Below are 16,978 nucleotides of genomic sequence, written 5' to 3'. Positions count from 1 at the left end.
AGGTTGGCCGATGGCGTCTGGTGCGGCAGCGAGAAACAACGTTCAGGTGCACGGGCCAGAAGGCGGCCCTGTCCTGGTGTTTGCCCACGGGTTCGGCACCGACCAGGGCATGTGGGGCAAGGTTCTGCCCCGGTTCACCGACCGCTACCGGGTGGTTCTGCTGGACCACGTGGGCTCCGGCGGCTCCGACCAGTCCGCCTACGATTCGGCCACCTACTCCACCCTTGATGCCTACGTCGATGACCTGATGGAACTCTGCGGCGAACTCGACCTGCAGGACGTGACCCTCATCGGCCACAGCGTCGGGTCCATGATGGCCATCAGCGCGGCCGCCCGGGACACAGGGCGCCGGTTCGGCCGGCTCGTGCTGGTCACGGCGTCGCCGAGCTACCTTGACCACCCCGAGGACGGCTACGTGGGTGGGTTCACCCGGCAGGACATTGACGACGTCTTCGAATCTCTGGATGCCAACTATGTGGTCTGGGCCGAGTCGATGGCCCCGGTCTACATGAATACACCGCATGCTCCCGAACTGGAGCACGAGATCCAAGGCAGCTTCGGGCGGATCAGCCCCCGGGTTGCCCGTGACTTTGCCCGGGTGGCGTTCCTTTCCGATGTCCGGCACCTGCTCGGCGAGGTCACCATCCCGGTGCTAGTCCTGCAAAGCACCGACGACGTCGTCACACCGGACCACGTGGGAACGTACCTGCACAAGGCGCTCCCCAACAGCACCCTGGTCCGGCTTGCGGCCACAGGCCACTTCCCGCAAAGCAGCGCGCCGGAGGAAACATCCGCCGCCATCCTCGAATTTTTGAAGCCGGCATGACCCGGACAAGCACCACGGCCGTCGATTACGGGCAGCTCTTCCACCAAGCGCCCGCCGGCTACATCGTTGCCGGTACCGACGGGACCATCCTGGCCGCGAACGCCACCATGTGCGCCTGGACCGGAATCCCCGAAGGCGGCCTCGACGGCACCCGCCTCCTGGACCTCATGCCGGTCGGTGACAGGCTGATGTACCGGACGCACGCCGGGCCGAAGCTGGAACGCGACGGGCACCTCGCCGAACTCTCGATCGAACTGTTGGGACCGGATGGGCAGCGCAGGCCCGTCCTGCTCTCCGTCACCCGGACCGTTGATGGGGCGGAACCGAGGGATTTGATGATCTTTTTCGCGGCCCCCGAGCGGCGGCGGTATGAGCGCGAGCTGGCCAGTGCGCACCGGCGACTCGAGGATGCCGAGACGGACCGCGCCAAACTCCTGCAGGAAGCCCACCACCGGGCGCTGCATGACCCACTGACAGGCCTGCCGAACCGGCGGCACCTGGAGGAAAACCTGCTGGCTGCCCTGGCCAGCGCCGGCGAACAGCGGAACCGCGTCGGCGTGCTCTTTTGCGACGTCAACAAGTTCAAACAGGTCAACGACACCCTGGGTCACGCGGCCGGCGACCAGGTCCTGGAACACGTGGCGCTGATGCTCTCCCAGGCCGTACGCGGCGCGGACACCGTCACGCGCTACAGCGGGGACGAGTTCGTTGTCCTGATCCCCTGGCTGGAGCACCCGGCCGAGCTCGAGGCGGTTGCCGGGCGCGTCCGGAGCTGCCTGGCCGGCGCCGTCACCATCGCGGGGAGCGAGCTCCGGCTGGGCATGTCCGTTGGCCAGGCGGAAACGGCAGTCCCGGCGGACGCTGATCCGGCAGCGCACAAGGAACTGGCCAAGGCCCTGCTGCTGGCCGCCGATCAGGACATGTACCGGGTCAAGACGAAAATGCGCGGGGCCTCGGGAGCCGGTTGAGCCGCGGGCTTTAACGCCAAACGACGACGGCGGGAGGTGGCTCCCGCCGTCGTCGTTTTGCCTTTTAGCCGGGAACCCGGGCTTTAGGCGCCGTGGTTCAGGCTGAGGGTGAAGGTGTTCGGGCCGCTGGCGTGGACCGCGATGTTGCTCTTGGCGGTGTTGTGGCGCTCGGAGAGCTCGTGGACCAGCGCGTCCAGTTCGTGGTGCATGGTGGAGCGGTCCCAGAGCTTGTGGGTTACAGAGTTGGCAGTTTCAAACGTCATTGTTCAGTGCTTCCATTTCTTGAATCCGGATGTCCGGCTGCCGCACCGATGCGGAGCCGCCGTGGGGGCCAAACCAGGAACGCCTGAGACCGTGGGCAGCTCTGCGAGCTCACCGGTTTGGCCTCATTGCGTCCACCAGGATGGGTGCCCGGCGTTTACTGCGGACGCGGAACGTCGCAAGAAATCGTCAGGCTGCACCGGCAGGAACGTCGCAGTCCCTGCCTTGCCTTTCCATAGTGCACAGCGCCGCGCGGGCGGCTCAAGCCAGATGGCGAAAATTGCGCGTGAGACTCATCACAGCCGCCCTGGCTTCCGCCGCATCGGCGGAGCGGGCATGTGCTTGCGGCTCAGCCCCCGGGCGGGGGCGGGGGTTACCGGCACCGGGCCGCCGGGTTCCGGTCCCGCGGCGGCAGCGGCCCGTCCGTAACGGGCGGCCAACGGCGCGGCGCTGAGGCCGTGGGCCAGGACGCTGAGCAGCACGGTGGCGGTAATGACGGCCACGGCCTGATCGGACACTGATCCGAGCGCTTCCAGCGCCAGCAGCGCGAACACGAGCGAAGCCAGGCCCCGCGGACCGAACCACCCCACGAACAAGACGGTTTTCCGGTCGAGGCCGGCGCCGATCGAGGCCAGCGCCACCGGCAGCATCCGCACCACCGTAAGGCTGAGCACGGCATAGGCGATGGTCAGGGGGACGGAGCTCGCCAGCATAATCGGAACGGTGATGGCTCCGAAGGCCAGCCACACGAGTAGCGACACCAGGCCCCCCATCTGCTCGACGAAGACCAGCTCGGCCGGCGCCCGCTGACCGGCGCACGTTCCGAACGCCAGCCCGGCGCAGAACGCGGCGACGAAGCCGTTGCCGCCCACCGCGAGTGCGGCGCTGTACGAGAGCAGGCTCAGGGCAAGGACTCCGATGCCGGCGAAGTCCTCGGCCCCGGTCCCGCGCCGGCGGGCCAGCTGCAGCAGCCACCCGCCCAAGGCGCCTGCCCCTGCGCCGGCCCCGGCGCCGATGAGCAGTTCAACGGCGGCGCTGCCGGGACCGGCGGCGCTCTCAAGGCCTGCTGCGGCGGCCGCGCCGGCGATCGCCACCATGACAACGGGGGTGGCGATGCCGTCGTTGAGGCCACTCTCGACGGTGATCAGCTGGCGGATCCGCGACGGCACCGCCGGATTCGTCACCACGGGGATCCCGAGTGCGGCGTCGGTAGGGGCAAGTGCGGCGCCGACGAGCAGGGCCAGCCACAGCCCGAACTGGGGGAAAAACCAGGCGGCCAGGGCCCATCCGAACACAATCGTCAGGGGCAGGCCGACTCCCAGCAGCCGCACATAGCGGCCCACGTCCCGGCGCAATTCCTGCAGCGGCAGGCGGGCAGCGTCCGTGAAGAGCACCCAGACCAGGGTGACCTCGACGACCGGGGTGATCAGGGTGGGCGCCGAGGAGGCATCGACCAGCCCGGACCAGGCCAGGGCCGCGCCGAGGGCGGTGAACACAATAGGGGCGGTCAAGTCCGCCTGCTGCAGCCTCACCGACACCAGCGCCCATGCGAACAGTGCTGCGGTGATGAGGACGACGACCGTCAGCTCCATGACGGACCTGCGCCCGCGTCCGAAGGCCCCGCGGTAGGGCGGCCCGATGCCAGCAGCCGGATCGGTCCGTCCACAGGGATCACACTCCCTCCGCCGGTGGCACTAAACGTTCCCCTGCAGTTCAGTGAATCCGCCGGCCCGGCACCGCGCCAGAGAACTAAGCCCTGTCCTTTGGGTCGAGGCGCCCAATGCCGCACGCAGGTGGATCAGGTGTGCTCGCGGGCCGCCCGCGGGGCCGCGACCGAGCCGCGGCGGATCAGGGCGGCCGTGAATGTCGGTGCGGCCGCCGGTGCCTTGCGGCCTTCGATCTGCCGGATCAGGGCTGACGCGGCCGCAACGCCCATGTCATAGACAGGCTGGGCGATGACCGTGAGCGGGGGTGTGGTCAGGCGCGTCCAGGCGAAGTCGTCATACATGAGGAAGGAGACGTCATCCGGAATGGAGAGGCCGAGCTCGTGGATCGCTTCCACGACGCTGAGGCCGATCAGGCCGTCGGAGGCGATGATCGCCGTCGCCGGGTCAGGGCGCTGCACGAGTTCGCGGGTGATCTTCTTGATGGACTCGTCGTCGCCGGCGTTGAGGCGGATCAGATCGACGGGCAGGTCCAGCCCCGCCTCCTCGAACGCGCGTTTCATTCCGTCGCGCCGGTCCGAGATCTGGGACGAGTCCAATTGCATGCCGTCGTGGTATGGCCCGGCTGTTTTCAGTGTGGAGATGAAGGCGATCCTCCGGTGGCCGGACTTGAGCAAATAGCTGGTGGATTCATGGGAGATGTCCTCCATGTCCACCGCCACGGTGTCGACGTCGAGCCCTGGCGCCTTGCGGTCCAAAAGCACCAGCGGACGGCCGGATTCGTGAACGCGCCGTAAATGTTGCGTTTCCACGGAGGACGCGGGTGCCACGATCAGGCCGTCAACGCGCTTGTCGAGGAGCACTCTGACGGCGTCGATTTCCGCGTCGGTATCCTCGTCCGTGTTGATCAGGATGACATTGAATCCACTCCGCTTGGCGGTATCCGTAATGCCCCGTGTAGCCAGGCCGAAATGGGGGTTTTCGATGTCGCCGACCACGACCCCGATCGTGTGCGATTTCCCGGTGTTCATGCTGCGGGCGAGCTCGTTGGGCCGGTACTCCAGTTCTTCGGCGGCAGCCAGCACCCGCTCGCGCACTTCGTCGCTCACGGCCCCGTAGTTGCCCAGGGCGCGGGCGGCCTGGGCCTTGGAAACCTGGGCGGCTTTTGCGACGTCGGCGACAGTGACATCGCGGCGCCGGGAAGCATCACTATTCATTACGGCCTTTCGTAGCGGACCCTTGACGCCTGATGTGGCTTCGATTACATTTCTAGCAATCGATGTGAGTCCGGTCTCAATCTTAGGGACTGAGACCGGACTCAGCAAGACTCCCATCGACAAAGTCCCACTTCAAGGGGCCAACTGCCCGCCAACCTCGCCCCTCACCCCACGATTGGAAACGCTGTGAACACAGGAAACAAAATGCGCCCCGGGGCGCTCATCGCCGCTGCTGTTGCCGCGGTCCTGGCACTGTCCGGCTGCGGAGGCAGCTCATCCGCCTCGTCTTCGCCGGCGGACAACCCCTACGGCCTGATCGAGGCCGGCACCATCCGCGTTGCCAGCCTCGGTGATTCGAAGCCCTATACCTTTGCCGATGCCCAGGGCAACTTCACCGGCTTCGACGTCGAGCTCTTCAAAGACGTCGCCCACCGCGCCGGAATTGACAAGGTCGTCTTCACCGGGCAGGACTTCTCCGGGCTGCTCGCGGCCGTCTCCAACGGCCAGTTCGACGCCGGCGTTGCGGCGATCGGCATCACTGACAAGCGCAAACAAACCGTCGACTTCTCCGACGGCTACCTGGCTGGCTACCTGACCGTCATCACTACGAAGACCTCGGGCATCACCAGCGCCGACGGTCTCGCCGGAAAGCGTCTCGGCGTCGTGCAGGGAACGCTGCAGGAGGCCTACGCCGTCAAGAACTTCACCTCCGCTAACCTGGTGCGCTTCCCGGACAACAACACCGCCATCTCCGCAGTGAACAGCGGATCCGTCGACGCGCACTTCCTGGATTACGAGGCAGCCAAGGCCTACGAGACGCAGTACGGACTGGTCAGCGCCGCGGACATCCCGTCCTTCGACGCTCCCGCCGGCTTCGCCGTGGCCAAGGGCAAGACCGCTTTCAAGGACGCCCTCAACAAGGGTCTGGCCGCAGCCATGGAAGACGGCACGTGGAAGAAGCTCTACCAGAAGTGGTTCCCGGGCTCCCCGATGCCCGAGCAGTACCTGCCGAAGGCGGAGCAGACGGCCAGCCCCACACCCAGCAGCAAGTAAGCGGCCCGGCAACCAATAGGCACCGAAACTATCGGCACGTCCGGCACATAGCCCGGCTGCCACCTGACCGGGCGGGCCGCACCGCGCGGCCCGCCCGGGTTCCACAAGCTACCTACGTCTGAGAGCAACCATGGACTGGTTAAGCACCATCACCCGCACCTTCTTCGACTTCGGCGCAATGGCCGAAGTCCTGCCCCAGCTTCTGGGAGTCGGTCTCCTCAATACCCTCATCATCTCCGTTGCGGCGACCATCATCGGCGTTGCCCTCGGCATGGTCGTCGCCGTGATGGGGATATCTCCCTCGCGGTGGCTTCGGGTTCCGGCCCGGATCTACACGGACCTCTTCCGCGGACTCCCCGCCATCCTGACCATCCTGCTGATCGGCCAGGGCTTCGCCCGCTTCAGCCAATCGATCTTCGGCCCCTCGCCCTACCCCCTGGGGATCATCGCCCTGAGCCTGATCGCCAGCGCCTACATCGGTGAGATCTTCCGCGCCGGTATCCAGAGCGTGGACAAGGGCCAGGGTGAGGCCTGCCGCGCGCTGGGCATGAGCTACGCGAAGTCCATGGCCCTGGTGGTGGTTCCGCAAGGCGTCCGCCGGGTCCTGCCGGCGCTGGTGAACCAGTTCATCGCGATTGTCAAGGATTCGTCGCTGGTCTATTTCCTGGGCCTGCTGGTCACGGAACGCGAGCTCTTTCGCGTGGGCCAGGACGCCGCCGTGCTTTCCGGCAACCTCTCGCCCCTGGTCATGGCCGGCATCTTCTACCTGCTGATCACGGTTCCCCTGACCCATCTGGTCAATTACTTCGATAACCGCTTCCGCACCGGCCGACGCCGCCCCGCCGCACCCAGCAGCGGTCTCAAGGAAGTCAAAGAACTCGCCGCGGCTTCACCGCTGACCACCGGGAGCAACACATGAGCCTCGCCAGCAACACCGCAAGCAACACCGCAAGCAGCACCAGCAACGCCAGCAACGCCAAAGAATCAGTCCCGGACATCGAGACGTTCCATGGCTCCAGTCTGGAACTGACGAACCTGACCATGGCCTATGGCGACGTCGAAGTGCTCCGCAACGTCAGCCTCAACGTCGCCCCGGGCACCACCACCTGCATTATCGGGCCCTCCGGCTCCGGCAAGTCCACCCTCCTGCGCGGCGTCAACCGGCTCCACGAACCCAAGAGTGGGGACGTGCTCCTGGCCGGCGAGAGCGCCCTGCAGGTCAAACCGGACCTCCTGCGCAGCCGCATCGGCATGGTGTTCCAGCACTTCAACCTCTTCCCGGACCACACCGCCCTCGAGAACGTGGCGCTGGCCCTCTGGAGCGTCAAGGGCATGCCCAAGGCCGAAGCCAGGGAACGCGCCCGGCGCCGCCTCGCCGAGGTCGGTCTCGCCGAACGCGCCGACCACCGGCCACGCGACCTCTCCGGCGGACAGCAGCAGCGCGTTGCGATTGCCCGAGCCCTGGCAATGGAACCGGAAGTCATGCTCTTCGACGAGGCCACCAGCGCCCTGGACCCGGAACTGGTCAAGGGCGTGCTGAACCTCATGGCAGGCCTGGGCCGCCGCGGCATGACCATGCTGGTGGTCACGCACGAGATGGGCTTTGCCCGCAAAGTCGCCGACCAGGTCGTCTTCATGGACGAAGGCGAGGTCGTCGAGTCCGGCACGCCCGCCGACCTCTTCGACAACCCCCAAAGCGAACGCCTCCAGCGCTTCCTCTCGGAAGTGCTCTGATGGAGACCCTGAAGGGAAGCACCGTGGTGGCACCCATCCGCACCGCCGTCGTCGGATTCGGCATCTCGGGCAAGGTCTTCCACGCACCGCTGATCGCGGCGGATGCCAGCTACTCGCTGGACGTGATCGTCACGGCAGATCCGGACCGGTCCGCAGAGGCGGCACGGCTCTACCCGAATACCCGGATCGTCCCGACGCCGGAGGACCTGTTTGCGCTGTCCGGTGACCTTGATTTGGTGGTCCTCGGCACGCCACCGCTGACCCACTTCGACCTCGCCGCGATGGCCATCGCCCATGGCCTCCACGTGGTGGTGGACAAGCCGTTCGTCACCACATCGGACCAGGGGCATGAACTCATCTCCCGGGCGGCCGACGCCGGCGTGCAGCTCACGGTATTTCAGAACCGACGCTGGGACGCCGATTTCCTGACGCTGCAGAGGCTTATCGGGGAAGGAGCGCTGGGCGAGGTCCGCAGCTTCGAATCGCGCTTTGAATGGTGGCGGCCGGAGGGCTTCGGGAACTGGCGGGACACCGCCGCCGTTTCCGAGGGCGGCGGTATCCTCAACGACCTCGGTGCCCACCTGATCGACCAGGCCATCCAGCTCTTTGGCCCGGTAGCCGAAAGCTACGGCGAAACGGCGAACCACGGCCCGGACCCGGGCGGCGCCGACACGGAGGCCTTTGTGTCCCTGCTCCACGAATCCGGGGTCCGCTCACGGCTCTGGATGAACGGCATGGCCCCCCAGGTCGGCCCGCGCTTCCACGTCCTGGGCTCAGAGTCCGGCTACACGAAGTGGGGCCTGGACGGCCAGGAACCGGCCCTCGCGGCCGGCATGACACCGTCGGATCCTGCCTACGGCATCGAACCCCAGATCCATTGGGGGGCCTTGGGTACCGACGGAGACCTGCGGCCAACCGCACCTGAACCCGGCGCCTATCCGCTGTTCTATGCACAGCTCGCGTCTGCCCTCCGTGGCGAAGGCCCACTTCCTGTCAACCCGCAGGAATCACTCGACGTCCTGAACGCCATCGAAAATGTCCGCGCCTTCGCATAGCCCGCACACCGCCTCCCAGTGCCCCTGACGGACACCCCAGACACCACTACTTAAGGAAAGGCAGACCCATGTCCTCCACGCCCTCAACCAAACGCATCGCCATCATCGGCGGCGGCATCCTCGGCGTCTCCACCGCCGTCCACCTGCTCCGCGACGGCGCCTCCGTCATCCTCCTGACCGAACACGGCCTGGCCAGCGAGGCCACCGGCCGCTCGCTCTCCTGGCTGAACTCCGCCGGAGAACGGTCCACGCCGTACCACCAGCTCCGGATCGCCGGCGTGGACCGCTACCGCACACTCTTCGCCGCTGACCCCGGCCGGGACTGGCTGCAGTTCGGCGGCGGCCTCATGTGGAATCCCGCCGGCCAGGAAGCCGCGATGGAAGCCCGCCACGGCTACGAGAAATCGATTGGCTACGACTCGAAGCTCCTGGCGCCCGGAGAGATTTCTTCAAGCACTCCCGGCATCGATCCGGATGCCGTGCCGGAGAACGCCATCTTCAATCCCGGTGAGGGCTGGGTCAGCCTGCCCGATCTGGTGGACTTCCTGATGGAGGAATTCCACGCCCTGGGCGGTGAACTCGTACTCAGCGCCGGCAAGGTGTCCGTGACGGTCGACGGCGGCCGGGCCACCGGCGTCGAGACGGCCGCAGGCGAAACCTACGAGGCAGACGCTGTCCTCGTGGCGTGCGGTGCCGCAACTCCCGCCGTCGTCGCGCCCCTCGGCGTCGAGATCCCCAACGGATCCCCTGTCTCCATGCTGGTGCTGACCAAGCCCGTGGAGCACGAGCTGAAGGCCGTGCTGAACACCCCCAGGGCCGCCGTCCGGCCCAACCCCGGAAACACTCTCGCCCTGGACCACGACTGGTATGAAGGGCACATCGCCGAACACGCCGACGGCTCCTTCAGCATCCCCGATGATGTGGTCCAGGAACTCGCCGATGAAGCATCCAAGCTCATCGCCGGCAACCCCGACCTCAAACCGGCCTCCTGGAAGATCGGCTACAAGCCCATCCCGGGCGACGGCGAACCGGTCCTCGGTGAACTCGGCCAGGTTCCAGGGTGCTTCGTGGCCTTCACCCACTCGGGGGCCACGCTCGGCCTCATCGCAGGTGAACTTCTCGCGGGCGAGATCATGACCGGCACGAAGCACCCGATGCTCGCCACCTTCCGGCCGGGACGCTTCTCCTAGCCAGAGCCGCGGCTGCCAGGCGGGCAGGGACGGCGTTCACCGGCCCTGCCTGCCTAAGCCCTGTCCTGCTCCGGTAACGGCCCCTGCTCCGCTGCCGGCGGGGTCACTCCTGGCGCCAGATCCATGGTTGTCAGGCGCAGCCAGAGCCAGAGCCGCTGCTGCGGGTCGTCCAGGTCCAGGTTGAAGTCCTTGGCCAGGCGCCCCACCCGGTACCGGACGGTGTTGTTGTGCACGTGCAGGCGTGCGGCCATCGCCGAGATATTTCCGTTCGACGTCAGGTAGGCCCTCAAGGTCGCCAGATAGTCGGTCTGCTGGTCGGCGTCGTGGGCCTGGATCCTTGCGATGTCGTCGAGTTCCGCAAGCCCGTTGTGTTCGATGAAAGCCCCGATTTTCAAGAGGTTCAGCGGGATCCGGTGGTCCTCGAAAAGCCCGGCAGTGGCGGCCGGTCCGCCACTGCCGCCGGGAATTGCCGCGTGCCGGTGGAGCAGGTACTGCTGCGTTTGCAGCGCCTCGGCTCTGGAGCGGGGCAGGTCCTCCAGCCGGGGTGCGATGCCTCCGACGGCGGCGATGATCGGGTAGGCGCTGATGGTGTGGGCGTACGCCGCGATCTCCTGGGCCACGCGCCGGTGCGCGGTCCTCGGGCTGGTCCCCCCGCCCGGCAGAAGGGCGTAGACCACCGAGCCGATGAGGGCGCTGTGGCTCGTCTTGAACTGGATGTTGCAGACCGTCGTGACAAGGTGCAGCAGCCGGTGGAATTCACGCACCGATTCCAGGCTCCCGGATTCGGGGCGGCTGACTGAAAAAGCCGCGACCGCGAGGCCCTGGGCGGCATCGAGCCCCAGCTGGGCGGCGGCAAAGGACGCGTGGACGGGGTCGTCCATCAGCGTTCGAATCAAGTCCCCGTTCCGGCGTTCGCCAAAGTCGGACGCCGACCGGGCGTGGAGCATGTGCAGCCCCGCCAGCGGCGCCATCCTGTTGAGTGCCTCCAGGGCCGCCTGCCGCTTGTCGTCGCCGGGGTCGATGATCCAGATCGAGCCGAGCAGTTCACCGCCGGCTCTCACGGCAAGGGCCAGCCGGGCCATCTCATCATCCGCAGCGGGAATCAGCACCGCGCTCCCGGAGGCATAGACGATCTTGAAATCCGCATCGAAGGCCGGCGGCTTGATCTCCTGCAGCGAGAGGGTGGTGACGCGGCGCAATTCGTCGATGGGCTGGCCCGGCAGGGTCGAATAGCCCAGCACCCGTCCGAGCGGGTCCACGATGCTGGCCGCGCCGCTGGTGATGGACGCGGCAGCGTTGGCGAAAGCGTAGAGATCCCCGAGGCGGACCCCTGACACGGAATCCACCGCCGCGCCCATCACCGACGCCCTGGCCAGCGCCACCAGCCGCGTCCAATCCGCGTTGTCGGGTGCGACGAGAACCGCGAGGCTGTGGCGGACCGCGGCGGACCGCAGCTGGTCCAGGGACGCCCCGTGGGCCTTGACGATCACTGCGGCCGCGTTGCTGTTGGAGGCCCGGTGCAGCAGTTGGTCAAAATCCGGCGATCCGCAGCTCAGCCCGACAGCCAGGATGATCCGGTCCTCGATGCTGGTCCATTCGTCCATGGGGTCATACATGAGCACGTCCGAGACGGGATGCGCGAGGTTGTCCGGCGCAGGATTGGCGTGCACCAGATCGGCCTGCATGAGCTGGATGCAGTCGGACAACCGGACCACCGCAACGTTCTGGTCGAGCTCAACGGCAGGCTGTTCCCCGGGATTCATATGTGGACGATATCACAGGCCAAATTGAGTTCTTTTGGAGGAATTAACATGTAGACGGGGTGAGATCTTCGTCACCATGGAGGGACGAAGTTGACCGAGGTTGCCTCGCAAGACGACCCACTCGCAAGACATAAAGGACGCGAAATGAGATTCAAAGACATCAAGTCACTGGCGGCGGTCCAAGGGCCGGCCCGGTCAGTGCCGGAGCGGCTCTCGCGGCGGTGCCACAGCGTTGAGGACATGCGCAAACTGGCCGCCAAGCGGCTTCCCGGGAGCGTGTTCGACTACATCGAGGGCGGCGGCGAGGACGAGGCCTCCCTGCGCCGGAACCGGCGGTCCTTTGATGACTGGACCTTCCTGCCGAAGTGGGGATCGGTGGAGCACCTCGACCTCAGCTCCACCCTCCTGGGCGGCCCGGTCGCGATGCCGCTGACGTTGTCGCCAACCGGCGGCACCAGGCTGTTCCACCCCGACGGCGAGACCGCCGCCGCCCGCGCGGCCCTTGAGGCCGGCGTTCCCTACGGGCTGGCACACCTGAGCACCACCACCATGGAGCACGTCAGCGCCGCCGCCCCCGGGCTGCGGCGCTGGTTCAACCTCGAGCCCACGGCGGACAAAGGCCTCCTGCAGGCTGTCCTGGACCGCGTCTCGAACGCCGGCTACGAAGCCCTCGTGGTCAACGTCGACTGCCGGGCCATCGGCCACAGGGAACGCGATTACCGCAACGGATTCACCGCGCCACCGTCTATCAAGCCCAAGACCGTCATCGAGGGGGCACTGCACCCCCGCTGGGCTCTGGGCTTCCTGGCCAACGATGCGATCGCCTTCCCCAACCTGGACGCAGACATTCCTGAAGGCCCGCTCTCCAGCACGCCGGACATGTGGCGCACCCTGCTGGCGGGGTCCTACGAACCGACCGACTGGGACGACATCCGGGACCTCAGGGCGCGGTGGGACGGTCCCATCATTCTCAAAGGCGTCGTCAACCCCAGGGACGCCGTCATGGCGGCAGGGATCGGCATCGATGCCATCCAGGTCAGCAACCACGGCGGCAGGCAGCTGGACCACATGGCCGCGGCCCTGGACGTACTGCCCGACATCGTCGAGGCGACGGCCGGCCGGCTGGAAATCATCGTCGACGGCGGCATCCGCCGCGGCTCCGACGTCGTCAAGGCCCTCGCCCTCGGGGCCGACGCCTGCTCGATCGGCCGCCCCTACCTCTACGGCCTTGCCGCCGCCGGTCAGGCGGGCGTTGCCCACGTCCTGAAGCTGCTGGCAGCGGAAATGACGCGCACCATGATGCTCCTCGGCGTATCCACGGTCCAGGAGCTGCGCGGCGAGGGCCGCGACCTGCTCCGGCACCGCAGCGAGGCCTTTACCCGCACCCTTCCCGCTGATTTCCCGACGGCCCAGCTGGCCTACTCCGATTTGAGGACCCCCTGATGAAAACCCCCACCGCCCCCGCCCCCGCGAAGCTGACCAGGCGCGGCATCCCCGCAGTCATCGCCACGGCGGCGCTCCTGCTGGCGGCCACCGCCTGCGCGCCAAGCACCGCCACCTCACAATCCGCATCGTCGACGCCGGCGGGAGACGCCGCCGGTTCCGGCACCGGCGTCCCGGCCCTCGCAGTCAACGAGGCCGCCGCGCAGCTGCTCCCGGAAGCGATCAAATCAACCAAGGTCCTGCGCGTGGCCATCCCCACCAACGAGCCGCCGACCCAGTTCTACCGGGAAGGCACCCAGGACATGACCGGGACCAACCCGGACATCGCCCGCCTCCTCGGTGAGGCCCTGGGCGTGAAGGTGGAGATCCAGGTGGCCAATTTCGACTCCATCATCCCGGGCATTGCCGCGGGCCGGTACGACATGACGGTCTCCTCGATGACCCCCACGGAAAAGCGGATGGAGGTCCTGGACTTCGTGGACTACATGCAAATGGGCAACTCCATCGCCGTGGCCCAGGGCAACCCGCAGGGAATCACCGACCCGCACGCCCTGTGTGGCAAAAAGGTGGGCCTCCTGACCGGGTCCTACCAGCTCACGGTCAACGTCCCCGAGTACGACAAGGCCTGCACCGCGGCCGGCAAGGACACCATCCAAAGGAGCGAGTTCCAGGACACGCGGCAGGCAATCTCCGCCCTGGGCAGCGGGCGGCTGGACGCCGTGCTGGCGGATTCGCCGATTCTGAACTTCGCCGCCACGCAGAACCCGCAGATTGAGATCGCCTCAAAATATGACTTCACCCCGGTCGGTGTGGGCCTGCCCAAGGACTCCGGCCTGGTCAAGTCCGTCTCCGCTGCGCTCGCCGGAGTCATCAAGAGCGACTCCTACCGCAAGGTGCTCGGGAAGTACGGCCTTGAGTCCAGCGCCATCACCGACGCCCGCGTCAACTTCGCCCAATAGGAGGTGACCACCGTGCAGCAGCAACATTCCCTCCCCGACACCCGCCAGGACACGCCGGCGGCGCCGGGAGACTCCATCCCGGTGGTGCCGCTCAGGCACCCGCTCCGGCTGGCGTCCGCCGTCGTCCTCATCCTGGTCGCGCTCAGCGCGGCGTGGGACGTGGCCGTGAACCAGCGGTACCACTGGGACGTCGTCGTCTCCTATCTCTTCGCCCCGCAGATCATCGCCGGGGCCGGGCTGACCATCCTCTTGACCGTGGTGTCCATGAGCGTCGGCATCGCCCTCGGCACCGTCCTGGCGGTCATGCGGCTCTCGGCCAACCCGATCGTGAGCACCATCAGCCGCGGCTACATCTGGTTCTTCCGCGGCACGCCCCTGCTGGTGCAGCTGATCTTTTGGTACAACATTGCCGCCCTGTACCCGGTGATCGCCTTCGGCCTTCCGCTCGGCGGCCCGTCCCTGGTCCTGGGCTCGGCCAATGTGCTCATCACGCCCCTCGGCGCCGCGCTGCTGGGGCTGTCCCTGAACGAGGCGGCCTACATGGCCGAGATTATCCGCGGCGGCATCGGATCGGTGGACAAGGGCCAGTACGACGCCGCCCGGGGCCTGGGGATGAACGGCAGCCAGCTCATGCGCCGGGTCATCCTGCCCCAGGCGATGAGAGTGGTCCTGCCGCCCACCGGCAACCAGGTCATTTCCATGCTCAAGGGCACGGCCCTGGTCAGCGTCCTGGCGATCTCGGACCTGCTGTACTCGGCCCAGATCATCTACTCCAACAACTACCAGACCATCCCGCTGCTGATTGTCGCCAGCCTCTGGTACCTGCTGATGACCACCATCCTCAGCTTCTTCCAAACCAAACTCGAACGGCGCTATGGCCGCGGCTTCGACGCAGCGCCGCGACGGAGCCTGCTTTCAAAGACCCCTTCAAAAACCCGGTCAAAGACAAGGACAATATGATGAACACCGCCATGGTGGAAGCCCAGGGAGTCCGCAAGAGCTTCGGCTCGACGGAAATCCTCAAGGGCATTGACCTGAGAGTCGAACGCGGCTCGGTGACCTGCCTGATCGGCCCGTCCGGTTCCGGAAAGACAACCTTCCTCCGCTGCATCAACCACCTGGAAAAGGTCGACGCCGGACGCCTGTACGTGGACGAGCAGCTGGTCGGCTACGCCGAGCGCAACGGACGGCTCTACGAAATGAAGGAGCGGCAAACAGCACGCTCCCGGCTGACCGCGGGAATGGTCTTCCAGCGCTTCAACCTGTTCCCGCACATGACCGTGCTGGAAAACATCGTGGAAGCGCCCGTTCACGTCCTTGGCCGTCCGCGGAACGATGTCACCGCCGAGGCCCAGGCCCTGCTGGCCCGCGTGGGACTCGGCAACCGGGGGCACTCGTACCCCCAGGAACTCTCCGGCGGGCAGCAGCAGCGGATCGCGATTGCCCGCGCACTGGCCATGAAACCCAAGCTCATGCTCTTCGACGAACCAACCTCGGCACTGGATCCGGAACTCGTCGGCGAGGTGCTGGACGTCATGAAGTCCCTGGCCGAGGCGGGGATGACCATGGTCGTCGTGACCCACGAACTCGGCTTCGCCCGCCAGGTCAGCGACCAGGTGGTCTTCATGGACCAGGGCGTCGTCGTCGAAAACGGGGCCCCGGCCGACGTCCTGGGCAACCCGCAACACGAACGCACGCAGGCCTTTCTCTCCAAGGTCCTCTAAACATCACATCCGGAACAGCAATATCCAGACCATCAGCAAATGCGGCCGGCCGGCAGGCCGGCCGCATGAAAGGACGCAGCTCCATGTCACGACAGCAGATCAGCACCGACCTCGCTCCCAGCCCGGCGGGCCCCTACTCCCAGGCCATCGCCGCCAACGGGTTCCTCTACACCGCCGGCCAGACGCCGCACCACCCGGCCACGGGCGACACGGTGGGCGCCACCATTGAAGAACAGACCGCGCAGACCATGGCGAATCTGGCCGCCGTCCTCGGCGGGCACGGCCTGGACTTCTCCCATGTGGTCAAGGCAACCGTGCATCTGCACCACCCGGGCCGCGACTTTGACGGGTTCAACGCCATCTACGCGGGGTTCTTCGAAGCCCCCTACCCGGCACGAACCACGGTCGGCTCGTTCCTGGGGGACTTCCTGGTCGAGATCGACGTCGTCGCCGCGATTCCCTAGCCGGCGCTTGGTCCGGGGGCTACGGGCTGGGACTGGGGGAGGGGCTGGGACTGGGGCTGGGGGACCCGGTCCCGGGTTGCGTGGGTGACGGGGCGCCGGAGGCAGTCCCGGACCCGGGCGATGCGGGCATGTACGACTGGTATTCGGGCAGTGTGGAGTCGAGGACCGGAAGCTGCACCTCGGCCGACGTGTCTGTGGAGTCCTCGCTCACCCGGACCGTGACCAGGGTCCCGGGGGATCCCGAGGTGGGGTCCAGCATCATGGCCGGAGGTTGGGCCAGCGATGTTTCACCGTTGGCCTTGACCGGAATCGATACCGTCGACCCTGAAGCACCTGAAATGGTGACAACCGCGTCCGTGGCGGACGTGTTGAATACGGTACCCATGATCCGTCCGGGCTGGTCCGCTCCGTAGGAGAGGATGAGCATGTCCGCCAGCTTTATCGGACCGACCACGGTGTTGATCCCGTTGGTTGCCGGCGTGATCTTCGTGGTTTCCGCGGGATTGTCGGAGGAGCAGCCGGTTCCGGTCAGCAGCAGCACCCCCAGCGCGAGGGCGGCGATCGCAGATCTGATTCCTGCCAGCAGGGTGGTGGGTGCCACGGCCGGCTCCTCTCGGCAGAAGCTGTCCGGTCACCTCCGATTATCGTCCCGGGCCG

The 16,978-nt window shown here is 66.8% G+C and carries 17 protein-coding genes; 12 read left to right on the top strand and 5 right to left on the bottom strand.

Annotated elements, in window-relative coordinates:
- Positions 1-46 precede the first annotated feature (46 nt).
- Positions 47-826, top strand: a complete 780-nt coding sequence (locus tag C566_RS0116795) for an alpha/beta fold hydrolase (RefSeq protein ID WP_018775519.1) — start codon at positions 47-49, stop codon at positions 824-826.
- Complete coding sequence (locus tag C566_RS21700) at positions 823-1,794, top strand: sensor domain-containing protein (protein WP_018775518.1); 972 nt, start codon at positions 823-825, stop codon at positions 1,792-1,794. The genes C566_RS0116795 and C566_RS21700 overlap by 4 nt, the downstream gene beginning before the upstream one ends.
- Before the next feature lie 83 nt (positions 1,795-1,877).
- Here C566_RS21700 and C566_RS0116785 read toward each other — a convergent pair whose 3' ends face one another.
- From C566_RS0116785 to C566_RS0116775, 3 genes are all read right to left on the bottom strand, one after another.
- The gene (locus tag C566_RS0116785) at positions 1,878-2,057 is read right to left on the bottom strand and encodes a hypothetical protein (protein ID WP_018775517.1); all 180 of its coding nucleotides are present in this window, start codon (positions 2,055-2,057) and stop codon (positions 1,878-1,880) included.
- Positions 2,058-2,351: 294 nt separating this feature from the next.
- Positions 2,352-3,647: a cation:proton antiporter domain-containing protein gene (locus tag C566_RS0116780; RefSeq protein ID WP_018775516.1), complete on the bottom strand. Its 1,296-nt coding sequence runs from the start codon at positions 3,645-3,647 to the stop codon at positions 2,352-2,354.
- 206 nt (positions 3,648-3,853) lie between these two features.
- Positions 3,854-4,936 carry a LacI family DNA-binding transcriptional regulator gene (locus C566_RS0116775; RefSeq protein ID WP_018775515.1) on the bottom strand — a complete coding sequence of 361 codons (1,083 nt, stop codon included), beginning with the start codon at positions 4,934-4,936 and terminating at the stop codon, positions 3,854-3,856.
- Positions 4,937-5,140: 204 nt separating this feature from the next.
- Between C566_RS0116775 and C566_RS0116770 the strand changes: the two genes are divergently transcribed.
- The 5 genes from C566_RS0116770 (at position 5,141) to C566_RS0116750 (ending at position 9,968) form a co-directional block, all read left to right on the top strand.
- The gene (locus tag C566_RS0116770; protein WP_018775514.1) at positions 5,141-5,989 is read left to right on the top strand and encodes an ABC transporter substrate-binding protein; all 849 of its coding nucleotides are present in this window, start codon (positions 5,141-5,143) and stop codon (positions 5,987-5,989) included.
- Positions 5,990-6,119: 130 nt separating this feature from the next.
- Positions 6,120-6,908 carry an amino acid ABC transporter permease gene (locus C566_RS0116765; RefSeq protein ID WP_018775513.1) on the top strand — a complete coding sequence of 263 codons (789 nt, stop codon included), beginning with the start codon at positions 6,120-6,122 and terminating at the stop codon, positions 6,906-6,908.
- Positions 6,905-7,723: an amino acid ABC transporter ATP-binding protein gene (locus C566_RS0116760; protein ID WP_018775512.1), complete on the top strand. Its 819-nt coding sequence runs from the start codon at positions 6,905-6,907 to the stop codon at positions 7,721-7,723. Before C566_RS0116765 ends, C566_RS0116760 begins: the two co-directional genes overlap by 4 nt.
- Positions 7,723-8,778, top strand: a complete 1,056-nt coding sequence (locus C566_RS0116755) for a Gfo/Idh/MocA family protein (RefSeq protein ID WP_018775511.1) — start codon at positions 7,723-7,725, stop codon at positions 8,776-8,778. Before C566_RS0116760 ends, C566_RS0116755 begins: the two co-directional genes overlap by 1 nt.
- A 68-nt stretch (positions 8,779-8,846) precedes the next feature.
- A complete protein-coding gene (locus C566_RS0116750) occupies positions 8,847-9,968 on the top strand; it encodes an NAD(P)/FAD-dependent oxidoreductase (protein WP_018775510.1) in 1,122 nt (373 codons plus the stop codon).
- A gap of 53 nt (positions 9,969-10,021) precedes the next feature.
- On the opposite strand, the gene C566_RS0116745 is transcribed toward C566_RS0116750, so the two are convergent.
- The gene (locus C566_RS0116745) at positions 10,022-11,731 is read right to left on the bottom strand and encodes a PucR family transcriptional regulator (protein ID WP_018775509.1); all 1,710 of its coding nucleotides are present in this window, start codon (positions 11,729-11,731) and stop codon (positions 10,022-10,024) included.
- A 144-nt stretch (positions 11,732-11,875) separates the two neighbouring features.
- On the opposite strand from C566_RS0116745, the gene C566_RS0116740 reads away from it, so the two are divergent.
- The 5 genes from C566_RS0116740 (at position 11,876) to C566_RS0116720 (ending at position 16,321) form a co-directional block, all read left to right on the top strand.
- Positions 11,876-13,174, top strand: a complete 1,299-nt coding sequence (locus tag C566_RS0116740; RefSeq protein ID WP_018775508.1) for an alpha-hydroxy acid oxidase — start codon at positions 11,876-11,878, stop codon at positions 13,172-13,174.
- Positions 13,174-14,133 (top strand): ABC transporter substrate-binding protein, encoded by a 960-nt coding sequence (locus C566_RS0116735; protein WP_018775507.1) that lies wholly within the window; start codon positions 13,174-13,176, stop codon positions 14,131-14,133. Before C566_RS0116740 ends, C566_RS0116735 begins: the two co-directional genes overlap by 1 nt.
- Positions 14,134-14,145: 12 nt before the next feature.
- Complete coding sequence (locus tag C566_RS0116730; RefSeq protein ID WP_051082347.1) at positions 14,146-15,093, top strand: amino acid ABC transporter permease; 948 nt, start codon at positions 14,146-14,148, stop codon at positions 15,091-15,093.
- On the top strand, positions 15,093-15,857 hold the full coding sequence (locus tag C566_RS0116725; RefSeq protein ID WP_018775505.1) for an amino acid ABC transporter ATP-binding protein: 765 nt from the start codon (positions 15,093-15,095) through the stop codon (positions 15,855-15,857). The genes C566_RS0116730 and C566_RS0116725 overlap by 1 nt, the downstream gene beginning before the upstream one ends.
- Positions 15,858-15,940: 83 nt before the next feature.
- Positions 15,941-16,321, top strand: coding sequence for a RidA family protein (locus tag C566_RS0116720; protein ID WP_018775504.1), 381 nt, complete (start codon positions 15,941-15,943; stop codon positions 16,319-16,321).
- Positions 16,322-16,340: 19 nt separating this feature from the next.
- On the opposite strand, the gene C566_RS0116715 is transcribed toward C566_RS0116720, so the two are convergent.
- Complete coding sequence (locus C566_RS0116715) at positions 16,341-16,922, bottom strand: hypothetical protein (RefSeq protein WP_018775503.1); 582 nt, start codon at positions 16,920-16,922, stop codon at positions 16,341-16,343.
- Between the last annotated feature and the right edge of the window lie 56 nt (positions 16,923-16,978).

This window comes from Arthrobacter sp. 131MFCol6.1, assembly GCF_000374925.1.
Classification (GTDB): Bacteria; Actinomycetota; Actinomycetes; order Actinomycetales; family Micrococcaceae; genus Arthrobacter.
This window is presented reverse-complemented; position numbering and strand designations above follow the sequence as displayed.

What these genes read in the sequence shown, in the direction of transcription:
- C566_RS21700 (WP_018775518.1), top strand. Translation starts at nt 823, where the DNA reads ATGACCCGGACAAGCACCACGGCCGTCGATTACGGGCAGCTCTTCCAC.
- C566_RS0116785 (WP_018775517.1), bottom strand. Translation starts at nt 2,057, where the DNA reads ATGACGTTTGAAACTGCCAACTCTGTAACCCACAAGCTCTGGGACCGC.
- C566_RS0116780 (WP_018775516.1), bottom strand. Translation starts at nt 3,647, where the DNA reads ATGGAGCTGACGGTCGTCGTCCTCATCACCGCAGCACTGTTCGCATGG.
- C566_RS0116775 (WP_018775515.1), bottom strand. Translation starts at nt 4,936, where the DNA reads ATGAATAGTGATGCTTCCCGGCGCCGCGATGTCACTGTCGCCGACGTC.
- C566_RS0116770 (WP_018775514.1), top strand. Translation starts at nt 5,141, where the DNA reads ATGCGCCCCGGGGCGCTCATCGCCGCTGCTGTTGCCGCGGTCCTGGCA.
- C566_RS0116765 (WP_018775513.1), top strand. Translation starts at nt 6,120, where the DNA reads ATGGACTGGTTAAGCACCATCACCCGCACCTTCTTCGACTTCGGCGCA.
- C566_RS0116760 (WP_018775512.1), top strand. Translation starts at nt 6,905, where the DNA reads ATGAGCCTCGCCAGCAACACCGCAAGCAACACCGCAAGCAGCACCAGC.
- C566_RS0116755 (WP_018775511.1), top strand. Translation starts at nt 7,723, where the DNA reads ATGGAGACCCTGAAGGGAAGCACCGTGGTGGCACCCATCCGCACCGCC.
- C566_RS0116750 (WP_018775510.1), top strand. Translation starts at nt 8,847, where the DNA reads ATGTCCTCCACGCCCTCAACCAAACGCATCGCCATCATCGGCGGCGGC.
- C566_RS0116745 (WP_018775509.1), bottom strand. Translation starts at nt 11,731, where the DNA reads ATGAATCCCGGGGAACAGCCTGCCGTTGAGCTCGACCAGAACGTTGCG.
- C566_RS0116740 (WP_018775508.1), top strand. Translation starts at nt 11,876, where the DNA reads ATGAGATTCAAAGACATCAAGTCACTGGCGGCGGTCCAAGGGCCGGCC.
- C566_RS0116735 (WP_018775507.1), top strand. Translation starts at nt 13,174, where the DNA reads ATGAAAACCCCCACCGCCCCCGCCCCCGCGAAGCTGACCAGGCGCGGC.
- C566_RS0116725 (WP_018775505.1), top strand. Translation starts at nt 15,093, where the DNA reads ATGAACACCGCCATGGTGGAAGCCCAGGGAGTCCGCAAGAGCTTCGGC.
- C566_RS0116720 (WP_018775504.1), top strand. Translation starts at nt 15,941, where the DNA reads ATGTCACGACAGCAGATCAGCACCGACCTCGCTCCCAGCCCGGCGGGC.